General features: G+C 72.0%; 13 protein-coding genes. 7 read left to right on the top strand and 6 right to left on the bottom strand.

The window, feature by feature from the left end:
• Positions 1-88: 88 nt before the first annotated feature.
• From AB0J53_RS22940 to AB0J53_RS22930, 3 genes are read right to left on the bottom strand one after another with little or no spacing between them, the layout of a single operon-like run.
• The gene (locus AB0J53_RS22940; protein ID WP_364175463.1) at positions 89-940 is read right to left on the bottom strand and encodes a carbohydrate ABC transporter permease; all 852 of its coding nucleotides are present in this window, start codon (positions 938-940) and stop codon (positions 89-91) included.
• On the bottom strand, positions 937-1953 hold the full coding sequence (locus AB0J53_RS22935) for a sugar ABC transporter permease (protein ID WP_364175460.1): 1017 nt from the start codon (positions 1951-1953) through the stop codon (positions 937-939). The genes AB0J53_RS22940 and AB0J53_RS22935 overlap by 4 nt, the downstream gene beginning before the upstream one ends.
• Positions 1954-1955: 2 nt before the next feature.
• Entirely contained in the window at positions 1956-3281 is a 1326-nt protein-coding gene (locus AB0J53_RS22930; RefSeq protein ID WP_364175457.1) for an extracellular solute-binding protein, read from the bottom strand.
• A 167-nt stretch (positions 3282-3448) separates the two neighbouring features.
• Here AB0J53_RS22930 and AB0J53_RS22925 point away from each other — a divergent pair, with 167 nt between their 5' ends.
• On the top strand, positions 3449-4618 hold the full coding sequence (locus AB0J53_RS22925) for an ROK family transcriptional regulator (protein WP_219503272.1): 1170 nt from the start codon (positions 3449-3451) through the stop codon (positions 4616-4618).
• 12 nt (positions 4619-4630) lie between these two features.
• Positions 4631-5281 carry a M15 family metallopeptidase gene (locus AB0J53_RS22920; protein WP_219503269.1) on the top strand — a complete coding sequence of 217 codons (651 nt, stop codon included), beginning with the start codon at positions 4631-4633 and terminating at the stop codon, positions 5279-5281.
• On the opposite strand, the gene AB0J53_RS22915 is transcribed toward AB0J53_RS22920, so the two are convergent.
• From AB0J53_RS22915 to AB0J53_RS22905, 3 genes are read right to left on the bottom strand one after another with little or no spacing between them, the layout of a single operon-like run.
• Positions 5244-7385: a N,N-dimethylformamidase beta subunit family domain-containing protein gene (locus AB0J53_RS22915; RefSeq protein WP_364175452.1), complete on the bottom strand. Its 2142-nt coding sequence runs from the start codon at positions 7383-7385 to the stop codon at positions 5244-5246. The genes AB0J53_RS22920 and AB0J53_RS22915 overlap by 38 nt on opposite strands.
• Positions 7382-8644, bottom strand: coding sequence for a condensation domain-containing protein (locus AB0J53_RS22910; protein ID WP_364175449.1), 1263 nt, complete (start codon positions 8642-8644; stop codon positions 7382-7384). The genes AB0J53_RS22915 and AB0J53_RS22910 overlap by 4 nt, the downstream gene beginning before the upstream one ends.
• Entirely contained in the window at positions 8641-8877 is a 237-nt protein-coding gene (locus AB0J53_RS22905; RefSeq protein WP_246644443.1) for an acyl carrier protein, read from the bottom strand. The genes AB0J53_RS22910 and AB0J53_RS22905 overlap by 4 nt, the downstream gene beginning before the upstream one ends.
• Positions 8878-9062: 185 nt before the next feature.
• Between AB0J53_RS22905 and AB0J53_RS22900 the strand changes: the two genes are divergently transcribed.
• The 5 genes from AB0J53_RS22900 to AB0J53_RS22880 all read left to right on the top strand — a co-directional run bounded on the left by AB0J53_RS22900 (position 9063) and on the right by AB0J53_RS22880 (position 14772).
• Positions 9063-10457: an AMP-binding protein gene (locus AB0J53_RS22900; protein WP_357585234.1), complete on the top strand. Its 1395-nt coding sequence runs from the start codon at positions 9063-9065 to the stop codon at positions 10455-10457.
• 68 nt (positions 10458-10525) lie between these two features.
• Complete coding sequence (locus AB0J53_RS22895; RefSeq protein WP_364175445.1) at positions 10526-11869, top strand: phosphopantetheine-binding protein; 1344 nt, start codon at positions 10526-10528, stop codon at positions 11867-11869.
• Positions 11866-12783 (top strand): thiamine pyrophosphate-dependent dehydrogenase E1 component subunit alpha, encoded by a 918-nt coding sequence (locus AB0J53_RS22890; protein ID WP_364175442.1) that lies wholly within the window; start codon positions 11866-11868, stop codon positions 12781-12783. Before AB0J53_RS22895 ends, AB0J53_RS22890 begins: the two co-directional genes overlap by 4 nt.
• On the top strand, positions 12780-13745 hold the full coding sequence (locus AB0J53_RS22885; RefSeq protein ID WP_364175439.1) for a transketolase C-terminal domain-containing protein: 966 nt from the start codon (positions 12780-12782) through the stop codon (positions 13743-13745). The genes AB0J53_RS22890 and AB0J53_RS22885 overlap by 4 nt, the downstream gene beginning before the upstream one ends.
• Positions 13738-14772: a 2-oxo acid dehydrogenase subunit E2 gene (locus AB0J53_RS22880; RefSeq protein WP_364175436.1), complete on the top strand. Its 1035-nt coding sequence runs from the start codon at positions 13738-13740 to the stop codon at positions 14770-14772. Before AB0J53_RS22885 ends, AB0J53_RS22880 begins: the two co-directional genes overlap by 8 nt.
• Positions 14773-14853: the final 81 nt, after the last annotated feature.

The following is a 14853-nucleotide window of genomic DNA, read 5'->3' as shown; positions in this document are numbered from 1 at the left end:
TCCTCATCGTTGTCAGGGCAGGACATGGGTACGGCCAGCGCACGGTGGAGCGCGCTGGCCGTACCGGAACCCGCGGGAAGGGAAGGGGTCAGCCCTTGACGGCCCCGGCCACCAGGCCGGAGACCATGCGGCGCTGGACCAGCAGGAAGAAGACGATGACCGGCAGGGTCATCAACGTGGAGGTCGCCATGATGGCTCCCCAGTCGGTGCCGCGCTGCCCGAAGAAGAACTGCAGCGCCACCGGCATCGTGTAGCCGGTGCTGTCGTTCATCAGGATCAGAGCGAAGATGAGATCGTTCCACGCGGTGATGAACGAGAAGATGCTCGTCGCGACCAGGCCCGGAGCCACCAGCGGGAACAGGACCTTCCAGAACGTGGTGAACCGGCTCGCGCCGTCGATCCACGCGGCCTCCTCCAGCGACTTGGGCACCGCGGCGACGAACGTGCGCAGCATCCAGATGCCGAACGGCAGCGTGAGACCCACCTGGATGACGATCAGCCCGAGCAGCTGGTCGTACAGGCCGAGCCTGCGGACGTTCAGGAACAGCGGGATGAGCAGCGCCTCCGACGGGATCATCTGCACGACCAGCAGCGTGATCAGGAAGCTGGTGCGGCCCTTGAACCGGAAGCGGGCCACCGCGGTGGCCGCCAGCAGCGCGAACACCGAGCCGATGAGCACGGTGCCGAGCGCCACGATCGCGCTGTTGCGCATGTAGAGCCAGATGGAGTTGCCCGCCACGCCCTCCGTCAGCACCTTCTCGACGTGCTCGAAGGTGAAGTGCGTCGGGAACGGGATGAAGTCCGTGGTGAAGATCTGGTCGTTGGCCTTGAACGACGTCGAGACCATCCAGTAGACCGGGAACATCGCGAACAGGAAGACCAGGACCCCGGCGGTGTTCAGCCCGATCTTGGCGAAGCGCTTGCGCGCCAGCGGCGTCATTGGACCTCCTCCGACTTGACCATCTGCCGGGTGTAGAACGCGGTGACGATGAGCAGGATGACCGTCAGCACCACCGCGATCGCGGCGCCCTGACCCATCTTGGGCGGCGCCTTGAACGCCTCGGCGAAGGAGAAGAGCGACAGGTTGAACGCCTCACGGTTCGTCGGTCCGTTCATCAGCACGTAGAGCTGACTGAACACCTTGAAGTCCCAGATGATCGACAGGATCGTCAGGACGGCGAAGACCGGCTTGAGCAGCGGGAAGGTGATCTTCCTGAACGTGCGCCACGGCGTCGACCCGTCGACCCGGGCCGCCTCGTACAGCTCCGCCGGGATGCCGCGCAGGCCGGCCAGCACCGACACCGCCACGAACGGGAACGACGACCAGACGACGGTGAGGATCAGCACCAGGTAGACCGACCAGGCGTCGTTGAGCCACGGCTGCCCCGTCCAGTCGGCGCGGCCGAAGAGCAGGTTGGACAGCCAGTCGGGCAGCAGGTTCAGCGCCCAGTTGATGATCCCGGCCTCGGCGTCGAACAGCCAGCGCCAGATGGTGCCCTGGGCGACCGGCGGGACGGCCCACGCCGACATGATGCCGATGATCACGAAGCTGGACATGCCCTTGCTGAGCCGGTTGAGCAGGACGCCGACCGCGGTGCCGAGCACCAGCGTGAGCGTGACGGCCACGACGGCGAAGACGACCGTGTTGCGGAGCGAGGACCAGAAGATCGAGTTGCCGAAGATCTCTTCGAAGTTGCCGAACCCGACGTACTCCGGCTCGGCGGCCCCGCGGATCACCCGGAGGGTGACCTTCTGGAACGACATGATGAACATCTGGACCATCGGGTACAGCAGCAGACCCGTGATGACCAGGATGCCCGGGATGAGCAGGGCGTAGGGGACGAGCTTGGGGTTCATCCCGCTGGCCTTGCCCGGCTTGCGGGAGCTACGGCGGCGCCGCCCAGGGGCGGAGGAATTTCCTCCGCCCCTGGCGAGCGTTGACGTGTTCGTCATCGTTACTGCGCGTTCAGGATCTCTTCGAGTTCCGTGTTGGCCTTGGCGAGCGCCTCGTCGGCCGTGGCCTTGCCCTCGATGACCGAGCGGGCCGCGTTCTGCAGGACGGCCTTGGTCTCGTTGGCCTCGGTCCAGTTCGGGTCGGCCGGGAACGCCTTGGCCTTGGCGAAGGCAGCCGCGAACGGAGCCTGGGCCGGGTCACTGGCCAGCGAGGCCAGGGTGTCCGGGTAGACGGGCAGCAGGCCGCCGTCCATCGCGTAGCGGTCCGCCCACTTCTTGCTGGTGGCCAGCTTCACGAAGTCGGTGGCGAGCTCCTTGTTCTTGGCGTCGTTCCAGACGGCGATGTCGTTGCCGCCGAAGAACGCCGGGGTCTCACCGCCGGCCTTGGAGGGCAGCGGGAAGAAGGCCATCTGCTCCTCCTTCACCTTGCCCTTGCTCTCCTCCTTGATCGTGGCGATGTCCCACGACGCGGTGAGGTACATGCCGACCTTGCCGTTGGAGAACCGGGTACGGATGTCGGTCGTGTTCTGCGTGAGGCGGGACTTGCTGGACACGCCCGAGCTCACGATGCCCGTGTAGGTCTCGAAGCCGGTCTTGAAGGCGGGGTCGGTGAGCTTGCCGACCCACTTGTCGCCCTCCTTCACCGCGTACTCGCCGCCCTCGGACCAGGCCAGCGCGCCGAGGAGGTGGTTGGCGTCGGAGCCGCCGTTGAAGGCGAAGCCGTCGACGTCCTTGCCCTTCTCCTCCTGGATCTTCTTGGCGGCCGCGATGAGCTCGTCCCAGTTCTTCGGCACCTCGATCTTGAGGTCCTCGAACCAGTCCTTGCGGTACATCACCGCGCGGGTGCCCGCGCCCCACGGCATGGCGTAGACCTCGCCGTCGATGGTCTCCAGGCCGAACAGGTTCTTGGGAATGCTCGCCTGCTCACCGGAGGTGGTGATCGAGGTGACCGGCGCGAGGGCGTCCTGGCTCTGCCAGAGCGGCACCTGGTCGTTGCCGATCTCGGTCACGTCCGGGCCCTCACCGCCGGCGGCGGCGGCGGTGAACTTGTCGTTCACCTGCGGCCACGGGATCCACTCGACCTTCACCTCGGCGCCCGTGGTGGCCTTGAACTCGGCGACCAGCTCGTCGGTGTACTTCTGGGACGGCTCGTTCGGGACGCCAAGCCGCCACATGGTGAGGGTCTGCCCCGCCCACTTGGGGCCGGAGGCGCTGGCGGAGGCCGCCGGCTCGTTGGCGGCGGGCTCGGCGCCGCCGCCGCAAGCGGCCAGGCCCAGGGCCAGGGCGGCCGTGGTGACCGTGGTGGCCGTGATCTTAGAGATCCTCACTGGGATGCTCCCTTCCCGGCTAAATCGCATCGGGTCTCTGCGTCATCGGGTGCTGGGCCTGTGGTCCGCACCTGGCTGATCGTCAGTCTTGAATGGTGATAAACTAACAAGAAACTTTCTTAAAAGAAACTGGCGTTAGCGGATCGTGACGAGAGGGGAGAATGCCCGTGACACGGAACCCGGGGGTCCCGCGGCTGCTACGCCGGTTGAACGATCGGACCGCCCTGGAGCTGCTGCTCTCCGAAGGCCCCCTCACCCGCTCCGAGCTGGGTGAACGCACCGGACTCTCCAAGGTCACCGCAGGTCAGCTCCTCGCCAGACTGGAGGACCGCGGCCTCGTCGAAGTCACCGGACGCAGGGCCAGCGGACGCGGCCCCAACGCCGCCCTCTACGGCGTCGTGCCCACCAGCGCGCACGTCGCCGGACTCGAAGTCCTGCCCGACGCCATCACCGTCGGTGTGGCGGACATCACCGGCAAGGTCGTCGTCGAGGTCGTCGTCGACCCCGCCGACGGGCGCGACCCCGTCGCCACCGTCCACGCCGCCGTCCAGCGCGCCTGCGCCTCCGCCCGGATCACCCTGCCCCAGCTCAAAGCCTTCGTCATCGGCACCCGCGGCGTTGTCGACCCCGCCAACGGCGACGTGCGCTTCTCCCACGACCTCCCCTCCTGGCACGTCGGCGTCCTCGCCAGCCTCCGCCGCACCCTCGGCGCCTCCGTCACGATAGAGAACGACGTCAACCTCGTCGCACTCGCCGAACACCGCTACGGCGCCGCCGCCGGACAGGACGACTTCGTCGTCGTCTGGACCGGAATCGGCCAGGGCCTCGGCGTCATGCTCGGCGGCCGGCTGCACCGCGGCATCACCGGCGGCGCCGGCGAGATCGGCTGGCTGCCCGTCCCCGGCGAACCCCTGCCCGCCGACGTCACCCGCCCCCAATCAGGCTCCTACCAGCGGCTCGTCGGCCTCGACGCCCTCACCGGACTCGCCCAGGAACACGGGCTCACCGCCCGGCCCGGCGCCACCGGACCCGAGATCGTCAGAGCCGCCGTCGCCGGCGCCCGCACCGGCTTCCTCGCCGCCGTCGCCGCCCGCCTCGCCGTCGGCGTCGCCGCCGTCACCGTCGTCCTCGACCCCGGCCTCATCGTCCTCGCCGGCGACGTCGGCCGCGCCGGCGGCACCGAACTCGCCGCCATGGTCGAGGACGCCGTCGCCAAGGTCTGCCCCAGCCGCCCCCAGGTCGTCACCACCGGCATCACCGGCAACCCCGTGCTGCGCGGCGCCCTCGTCGCCGCCCTCGAGCAGGCCCGCGAGCAGGTCTTCTCCGACACTGTGTGAGAATTCTTGCCCATGTGGCTTCCTCCCGGTGACATCGTGCTCATCTCCGATCCGCGGGTGGCCGCCATCCCCGTCACCGACACCGGCGAACCCCTCGCCGAGGTACGCGGACGGCTGCGGCTCGACGACCGGATGGCCGACCCCGACGGCGCCTACGCCCGCCTGCGCGCCGGCCTCCTCGACCGGCTCGAGACCGCCGAACGGCGCCTGCCCGACGGCTTCCACCTGCTGATCGTCGAGGGCTACCGGCCCATCGCCGTCCAGCGGAAGATCTTCGACGACTACCGCGCCGAACTCGCCGCCCGCTTCCCCGGCCTCACCCCCGGCGAGCTCCACGCCGCCGCCAGCCGCTACGTCTCACCCGTCGACGTCGCCCCCCACACCGCCGGCGCCGCCGTCGACCTCACCCTCTGCGACCCCGACGGGGCCGAGTACGACATGGGCACCGCCGTCAACGACACCCCCGAGACCAGCGGCGGCGCCTGCTACACCGCCTCGCCCGACATCTCCGAGGACGCCCGGCGGCACCGCAAGATCCTCGCCGCCGCGCTGGAGCCCGCCGGGCTCGTCAACTACCCCACCGAGTGGTGGCACTGGTCGTACGGCGACCGCTACTGGGCGTTCGTCACCGGAGCCGGCCGGGCGTCGTACGGTCCCATCTGAACAGGCGCAACGGCAGATCCCTGCCGCCCGCCACCAGCACGCCCGCATGCGCGGCGAACGCCGTCCCGGGCACCGTCACCTCCAGCGGCTCCCACCCCTGACCCGGCACCCCGCTCCACAACCGCCTCCGGCCGTCCAGGACGAACAGCCGCCCGTTCATCGCCCCCAACCCCCGAACCCTGTCCGCAGCCCCCTCCCCGCGTGGGGCGGCGGCCCCTCCGACCGGGAGGGCGTCCCCCGGAGCCGGCCCGGCGCCGTCCCCCACCGCCGCACCGTAGGCGGTGGCGGTTTCTTCGGGAAAGGCGGTCCGGGCGGTGGCGGTCTCCTCGGGGGCGGGGGGCTGGGTGGTGGCGGCCTCCTCGGGGGAGGGCGCCTCGTCCGTGGCACGCTCCCCGTACGCGGCGGTCCCCTGGGCGGGGAGGGTGGCCCCGGGAGCCTGCCTGGCGCTGTCCCCCAATGCCCCGCCGTAGGCGGTGGTCTCCTGGGGGGTGGGGGTGGGGTGCCAGGTGGTGGTGCCGAAGGTGAGGCGCCAGAGGAGGTTCGAGGCGGTGGTGACGTAGAAGGTGCAGTCGGCGATGGCGAGGCCCGTGGCGTCGGCCGGGGCGGTGACGAGGTCGTGCCAGTGGGCGCCGTCGAAGTGGAGCAGGCGCCCGGTGCCGGTGACGCCGTAGAGGGCGACGGGCACGCCGGCGGCGGCCTCGCGGGGGGCGGCGAGGGCGCGGACGCCGGGGGTGGGCCCGACGGGCTCCCAGGGCAGGTTCTGGCCGCAGAGCTCGCGGCGCAGCAGGTCGCCGGAGGCGTCGACGGCGTAGAGGGTGCGGCCGAGCGCGGCGAGGGCGCGGATGTCGGCCTCGGGCCCGATGACCTCCCACGGGTCGCCGGCGCCGGTGGAGAGCCGGTCGATGACGTTGCGGGTGATGCGGTCGACGACGGGGTCGTGCAGGGTGTTGCCCCAGTTGACGGTGGCGGCGGTGAAGACGGTGCCGAGGCCGCTGGTGTATACGCCCATGGTCGCCATCCCGCCCTGCCCGTAGCCGGCCCAGTGGCGCAGGTCGGCGGTGGCGAGGACGACGAACGTGGGCGGGGTGCCGTCGCGGCAGGTGGCGCGCGGGACGCCGCCGATCTCCTCGAACTCGGCGGCGTCGGTCTCGTAGCCGAGGCAGCCCTGGCCGAACTTGTCGCCGTCGGTGAGCCCGGTGCCGTCGAAGACCCAGTGGGAGGCGAAGCGCGCGGTGTAGGACTCTTCGAGCATGCGCGGCATGTGCGGGCCCCAGGTGCCGGCGCCGGCGCGGAAGCTGACGCCGGTGAGGGAGTTCTCGGGGCGGCCGGCGGCCGACCATTCGACGGTGGCCAGGCGGGGGTCCTCGACGGGGTCGGAGACGGGGTCGCGGTGGCAGACCATGGTCCGTCCGCCGTCCTCCAGCCGGATCTGCCACCAGCAGGTGTTGCCGGAGAAGAACGCGACGTTGCCGCCGCGGCGGACGTACTCCTCGACGGAGTCGCGCATCCCGGCGGACCAGTATTCGTCGTGGCCGTTGACGATGAGCATCCGGTGCCGGGTCAGCAGGTCGAGCCCGTCGTGGAGGTCGAGGTTGGAGCAGTAGGCGACGTCGTACCCGGCGGGGCGCAGCCATTCGATGAGGCCCTGTTCCCAGCGTTCGGGGGGCGGGCCGCAGCCGGGCCGGTCGAAGGTGACGCGGGCGGCGCGGTCGGGCGCCTCGGTCCAGTAGACGCTCTCGCCGGGCACGCCTGCCCGGTTGTACGCCTGCCAGGTGGTGAAGGGGACGCTGAGGAGGATCGGCGCGGCCGGCACGGCTTCCCGTACGACGAAGAAGACCTCGTTGTCGGGGCATGGCGTGTCGCCGGGCAGGCCGGGCGGCCACGGCTGTTCGGGGCCGAACCGGGCGCGGTAGAGGGAGCTGGGCCAGTCGGCGCCGATCGGCAGTTCCCAGCCGGGGGCGGCGTCGCCGGTGTGGACGACGCGGCCGTCGGCCATGTCGGTGACCTCGACGGGCGCCGGTCCGGACAGGACGAACGGCAGCCGTGCGCCCTGGGGGCAGGAGGTGGCGGTGGCGTAGGCGCGGATGCCGGTGGGCGGGGTCATCGGCGGGCGGCCTCGACGAGCAGGTCCTCCAGGGCGTGCAGGTAGCGTTCGATGGCGGCGCTCGACAGGTGGCGGGTGTCGGCGGTGAGGGAGACGCCTTCTGTGGTGACGTGCACGCAGAAGCGGCAGTTGAGCTTGTCCTGGCTCATCTGCCATTCGAGCGCGGTGGCGGGCAGCGCGGCGTCGAGGTCGGCGGGGGTGCAGGCGGCGGGGCCCGGGTCGGCGAAGCGCATGTCGTTGAAGCAGCAGTTGGGGTGGACGGCGGTGCCGCGGCGGGCGCTCTCGTCGCGGACGATCCTGGCGCGGTCGGCGGGGTCGTGGTAGGCGCTGCGGTAGGCGCGCATGGCGGCGGGGGCGGCGGCGCGGAGCACGTCGGGGAAGTCGCCGTCGACGTCGAGCGTGAAGAGGCCCTCCTGGGAGAGGGTGCTGACGATGCCGAGGGTGTCGCGGCGGAACCGGTTGCCGACGATGGGCAGCATGGCGCACCGGCCGGAGCCGGAGAAGCGTCCGGCGAGCGTGGCGGTGGCGGCGAGCAGCACGGTGGAGGTGCTGGTGCGGTTGGCGAGCGCGACGGCGCGGGTGGCGAGTTGCAGGGCGGGGGAGCGGAGGAGTGCGCGCCGGATGGGCGGGTCGGCGGGGTCGCCGCTCGGCCCGGCGAACATGGTGTCGGGCATGCGGGCGTGCTCGCCGGCCCAGTGGGCGGCGGCGGCGTCGGCGACCTGCCGTCCTTGGGGGCCGGCCTGCCAGTGGGCGAGGTCGAGCGGGCGGGGCGCGGGCGGGCCGGAGACGCGGCCGCGCAGCAGCAGGGTCCGCAGGTCGCGCAGGGCCACGTCGCTGCCGAGCCCGTCGGTGGCCAGGTGGCAGAAGACGAGCACGACGTGGGTGACGGTGTCGCCGTCCAGGACGAGCGCCACGCGCAGCGGCCATTCGGCGTGGTAGTCGAACCGGGTGGCGGCCAGTTCGGCCATCACCTTGTCGGGGTCGCCGGTGGTGACCTCGACGGGCATCCGCCCGGTGGCCTCCAGCCGCTGGCCGACGGGGTCGGCGAGCAGGGTGCGCAGGGAGCCGTGCCGTTCGACGAGGGCGGTGAGCGCGACGGTGACCTCGGCGACGGTCCGCGTGCCGGGGACTTTCAGCACCCGGCCGAAGTTGAAGTAGTGGTCGTCGGGCGCGGTGCGTTCGACGGCCTCCCAGATCGCCCGCTGACCCCAGGTCAGCGGGGCGGTGCCGGAGTCGGGCGCGGAGAACCGGATCGTCATCGTCCGGCCAGGTGCCCGGCCAGCCGGTCGAGGTCGTCGAGCAGGTCGAGGCCGTCGCCGGTCAGGTCGACGGTGACCCCGAACTCGGTCTCGATGGCGTCGACGAGCCGGAGCTGGCCGATCGAGGTCAGTCCGAGCGCGGTGAGCGGCACCGTCGCCGTCAGGGCCTCGTGCTCGCTGATCGCGCCGTCGGACGACTCCGCGACGAGCGCGGCGAGCCGCTCTCTGATCATCACAGGCTCCCCCGCCGAAACTGGAAAGAATCCTAACTGTTCGAGTGTTCCACGGATCTTCCGAGTCTCGCAAGGCCGTGGAATACGGCCTTGTGTGCGTCGCCGGTGCATGCCACACTGAACGCCCACCCATAAAAAGTAAAGTTTCCTATTAGAAACGCCGATGGCTGTTCCGGGGGCCGATCGTGAGCGTTACCCTTCCCGGCCTGCTCAGGCAGCGGGCCGCAGCAGACCCCGGCCGCGTGGCGATGACCGTCCACGGCTCGGGCTCGATCACGTTCGATGAGTGGGAGACCAGATCCGACCGCGTGGCCGCCGGGCTCACCGCTCGCGGCGTGCGCCCTGGAGACCGGGTGGGGCTGGTCTTCGGAAACAGCAACTGGCTGGAGTATGCCATCGCCTTCTTAGGCGTGGCCAAGGCGGGCGCGGCGGCGGTGCCGCTGTCGGACCGCCTGGCCGCCCCCGACGTCGACGCGATGCTCGCGCACTGCGGCGCCGCCGCCGTGCTGAGACCCGGCGAACTGCCCGACGCGCCCGGCGAGGTGACACTGCCCGAGCCCGGCGCCCTGGCCCAGATCCTCTACACCTCCGGCACCACCGGCCGCCCCAAAGGCGTCAGCGCCACTCACGCCAACCTGGCTCACGGCTGCGGGGGCAGGCGACGGCCCTTCGCGCACAGCCGCCACCTCGCGCACGCCTTCCCCATCGGCACCAACGCCGGGCAGTGGATGCTCGTCAACGCCGTGGACGCCCACCCCGAAGTGGTGACGCTGCCGGTGTTCACCCCCGCCAGGTTCGCCGCGCTGATCGAGCACTACCAGGCCGGCACCGTCTTCCTCGTGCCCGCGATGGCCATCGAGATGCTCGCCGCCCGCGTCCACGAGCGGCACGACCTGTCCAGCGTGCTCCTGCTCGGCTCGGCCGCCGCGCCGCTGCCCGGCCGGGTGGCCGCCGGGCTGTCCGACGCCTTCCCGAACTCCACGATCACCAACTACTACACCTCCACCGAGGCGGCGCCCGCCCAGACCGTGATGATCTACGACCCGGAACGGCCGACGAGCGTGGGCCGGGCCGCCGCCGGGGGCGCGGTGCGGATCGCCACCGCCGAGGGCGAGCCGCTGCCGCCCGGTGTCACCGGCGAGGTGTGGATGCGCTCCCCGGCGGCCGTGCGCGCCTACTACGGCGACGCGACGGCGACCGGCGAGGTGTTCCGGGACGGCTGGGTGCGCATGGGCGACCTCGGCTACCTGGACGGCGACGGCTACCTCTACCTGGTCGACCGGGAGAGCGACGTGATCAAGTCGGGCGCGTACAAGGTGTCCACGATCCACGTCGAGGACGCCGTCTACCAGCACCCGGGCGTGACCGAGGCGGCGGCGTTCGGCGTCCCGCACCCGACGCTCGGCAAGGCGGTCGCCGTCGCCGTCGTCGGCGGCGTGGCGCACGAGGACCTGCGGATCTTCCTGAAGGGCCGGCTGGCCCCGCACGAGCTGCCCGTACGGCTCGTGACCGTCGACGTCTTGCCCCGCAATCACGGAGGCAAGGTGGACAAGCGCGCACTGCGAGAGGTTGTTCGATGACCGAGGTTTCGTACGCCCAGCACGGCATGTGGATCACGGAAAGGATGGGTGCGGGGTCCGCTTACCACATGCCGATCGTGATCCGGTTCGCCGTGCCACCGGACCGTGGCGCGCTCGCCAAGGCCGTCACCGCCGTGGTCGAGCGCCACCCGCTGCTGGGCAGCGCGTTCGAGGACCGGGGCGGCGAGCCGCACCTGGTGCCGGCCGACGTCCAGCCCGCGCTGACCGGCCAGCCCGTGGCCCTGGACCTGGAGCGCGGCCCGCTGGCCCGCTTCCAGCTCGACGGCGACACGCTGACGATCGTCGCCCACCACCTGGTGTTCGACGGCCAGTCCAAGGACGTGCTGGTGGCCGACCTGGCCGCCGCGCTCGACGGCACGATCGCCGAGCCGCTGGAACGTGCCGACCACGCCGCGCTCCAGCGCGAGCGCGTCGAGGCGCGGCTGGCCGAGGCCGGGGCGTTCTGGGCCGGGCGCTGGCGCGAGCCGGGCGAGGTCGTGGTGGCCGGTGACGTGCTGCGCTCGCGCCGCGCCGGGACCGGCGCGCTCGCCGAGTTCGACCTCGACGTGCCCGAGCTGCCTGGCCTGACCAGGTTCGAGGTGGTGGTCGCCGCGCTGCACGCGCTCCTGCGCTCCTACGGCAACGCCGACGTGGTGACCGCCGTGGACCTGTCCACCCGGACCGCCGCCGAGACCGGTCACGTCGGCCCGTACGTCAACGAGCTGCCCGTCTACTCCACGCCCTCGCCGGACGCGCCGTTCGGCGAGTTCGCCGCCGGGCTGCGGGCCGAGCTCAGGCGGGTGTACGAGGTCCGCGAGGTGCCCATCGCCCGCGCCGTGCCCGGCATCAGGCCGCACGCCGCGCTCGCCCCGATCTCCGTCAGCTACCGGCGCGGCGGGACCGCTCCCGCCGGGTGGGACGTCGACTGGCTGGCGTTCAACGGGGCGGTGCGCGGCGCGCTCCAGCTCCAGCTCCTGGACGGGCCCGGCGGCCTGTCGGCGAGCCTGCGCTACGACCCGGCCGAGCTGCGCGACCCCGGCCGGTTCGCCGCCGACCTGATCGCGGTGCTGGGCCGGGTCACGCCCGAACGCCCGCTGCGCGAGCTGGCCGCCTTCCAGGAGACCGTCACGGCGGAGGCGCAGGCGCCCGCCGCGGAACCCGCCCAGGTGGACGACGGGGGTGCCGACCTGGGCGGGGACCCGCTGATCGGGGAGATCACCGCGATCTGGGAGGAGGTGCTCAAGCTCTCGCCGATCCAGCCCGAGGACGACATCTTCGACCTGGGCGGCCACTCGCTGAGCATCACGCAGATCATCGCCCGCATGCGCAAGCGCCTCGGCGTGGAGATCGACCTGGACGACTTCTTCGACAACCCGACCGTCGCCGGCGTCGTCGAGGTGATCAGGAGGTGACCTCGCTCCTCGAACGGGCCGCCGGGCCCATCCTGGACGACGCCGACCTGTCGCTCATGCTCACGATCCGGGCCTTCGAGCTCAAGCTGCTCGACCTGTTCGGCGAGGGGCGGCTCAACGGCACCACGCACACCTGCCTCGGCCAGGAGTACGTGCCCGTGGCCCTGGAGCCGCTGCTCGGCCCGGCCGACCACGTCTTCAGCAACCACCGCGGCCACGGCCACTACCTGGCCCGCTTCCGTGACCCGCACGGCCTGCTGGCCGAGATCATGGGCCGGGAGGGCGCGATCTGCCACGGCGTGGGCGGCAGCCAGCACATCCGGCGCGAGCGCTACCTGTCCACCGGCGTGCAGGGCGAGAGCCTGCCGGTGGCCGCCGGGGTGGCGCTGCGCCTGCGGCGTGCCGAGCCGGGCGCGCTGGCCTGCGTCTACATCGGCGACGGCACGTTCGGCGAGGGCGCCGTGTACGAGGCGCTCAACCTGATCGCGCTGTGGCGGCTGCCGGTGATGGTCGTCGTCGAGCACAACGGCATCGCCCAGTCCACGCCCACGACGGCCCACATGGCGGGCACGATCGCGGGCCGGGCGGCGGCGTTCGGCATCGCGCACGAGCGCGTCGAGGGGTTCGACCTGCCCGCGATCCGGCGGCGGCTCGCCCCGCTGATCGCGCGGGTGCGCGAGGGCGTCCCGCTCGTGGTGGAGTTCGCCACGCACCGCCTGGGCCCGCACAGCAAGGGTGACGACACCAGGAGCGCGCAGGCCGTACAGGAGGCGAGGGACGCCGACTGGCTGGAGCGCTGCCGCGCGGCGCGGCCGGAGCACGTCGGCCGGCTGGAGCGGGAGGCGCGCGAGCACGTCGACGCCGTCGCCGAGGAGGTCGCGGCCCGGCCGCCGTCCAGGTGGGTGCGCGCATGAGGGTCGCGGAGAACCTGAACGCGGCGCTGCACGCGGTGATGGACCGGCAGCAGGACCTCTACCTGCTGGGCGAGGACGTCCTCGACCCGTACGGCGGCGCCTTCAAGATCACCAAGGGGCTGTCGACGGCGTTCCCCGAGCGGGTGCTGTCCACGCCGATCAGCGAGGGCGCGATCACCGGCGTGGCCGCCGGGCTGGCGCTGGCGGGCGACCGGGCGATCGTCGAGATCATGTTCGGCGACTTCGCCGCGCTGGCCTTCGACCAGCTCCTCAACTTCGCCGCCAAGTCCGTGTCCATGTACGGCGAGACGGTGCCGATGCGGATGGTGGTGCGCTGCCCGATGGGCGGCGGGCGCGGCTACGGGCCCACGCACAGCCAGAGCCTGCAGAAGCACTTCATCGGCATCCCGGGCCTGGCGCTGTACGAGATGTCGCCCTTCCACGACAACCTCGCCGTGTTCGAGGAGATGCTGGCACGCGCCGAGCCGTGCGTGCTGTTCGAGGACAAGGTGCTCTACACGCGGCAGATGCACCAGGTGGACGCGCCCTTCTCGGTCGCGGTGGCCGGCGGGGTGGCCCGGGTGTTCCTGGACGACACGCCCGACTGCGTGATCGTCGCGCCGGGCGGCGTGGCGCACCGGGTGGTGGCGGCGATGCGCTCGCTGCTCCTGGAGGACGAGATCGGCTGCACGCTGCTGGTGCCGTCGCGGCTCTACCCCTTCGACGTGGAGGTGCCCGCGGCCCGGCACGTGTTCGTGGTGGAGGAGAGCACGGCCGGCGGCACCTGGGGCGCGGAGGTCGCGCACCACGTCCACCAGCGGCACTGGGACCGGCTGGCCGGCCCGGTGACGCTCGTCCACTCCGCCGGCTCCGTCATCCCCACGGCCTCCCACCTGGAGCGCGAGGTGCTGGTGGACGAGGCCGACATCCACCGCGTGATCAGGAAGGTCGTCCGTGGCTGAGCTGCGCCTGCCCAAGCTGAACAACAACGACACCGAGTACCTGCTGGTCGAGTGGCTCGTCCCTGATGGCACGCCGGTGCACGAGGACGACGCCGTCGCCGTGGTGGAGACGTCCAAGGCGGCCGAGGAGCTGCCCGCCGACGCCACCGGCACGCTGCGCCACGCGGTCAAGCCGGGCACCTGGTGCCGCCCCGGCGAGCTGCTGGCGACGATCGGCGACGAGCCCGCCGCCGAGCCGGCGCCCGCTACCACCCCTGAGGCGAGCGCGGCGTCGCAGGCCGGGCCGCTCGTCACCGCCCCCGCGCAGGCGTTCGCCGACGAGCACGGCATCACCGCCGAGCAGCTCGCCGGGCTCGGCGTCGACGTGGTCCGGCGGGCCGACGTCGAACGCCTCCTCGACGGCCCCGCCCGCCGCGAGCTGCCCCGCGTCCAGCGGGCCGTGGCCAGGGCCGTGGAGCTGTCCCACCAGAGCATCCCGGCCGCCTACCTGGTCGTCAGGATGGACCTCGGCCCCGCGCTCAAGCGGGCCGAGGCGGCCACCCGCGAGGTGCGCAGGCCCGTCGGGCTCGCCGAGCTGTTCGTCCAGGCGGTGGCCGGGCTGCACGAGAAGCACCCGCTGTTCTTCGCCACCTACGAGGGCACCCACGCGCTGCTCTCCGACGAGCCGAACATCGGCGTCACCCTCGACGTGGGGGAGGGCCTGTACGTGCCGGTCGTGCACGACGCGGCCCGCCGCCCGCTCAAGGAGATCGCCACCGCGCTGATGAAGCACCGCCTGGCCGCCGCGTCCGGCGACTTCAAGGAGGCCGACCTGGCCGGCGCCAACTTCGTCGTCACCCTGCACACCGAGGGCGACGTCGTGCTGGCCGTGCCGTTCGTCTTCCCGGGCACCGCGTGCGCGCTGGCCGTCACCGGGCCGTCCGACGGCACCATCGCGCACATCGGGCTCGCCTACGACCACCGGCTGGTCAACGGGCGTGACGCGGCGCTGTTCATGGCCGCGCTGAAAAGCGCTATCGAAGGCTAGTTTGCCCACATACTTTTCCCGCCGACACTGCACGGGCACAAACAGTAAGGAGGCTCCTGACTTCCCCTGCGAGGTGTGGGC

The organism is Nonomuraea sp. NPDC049725 (assembly GCF_040674795.1).
GTDB lineage: Bacteria > Actinomycetota > Actinomycetes > Streptosporangiales > Streptosporangiaceae > Nonomuraea > Nonomuraea ceibae.
Note: the sequence above shows the minus strand (reverse complement) of the source record. Positions and strands in the feature narration are given on the sequence as shown.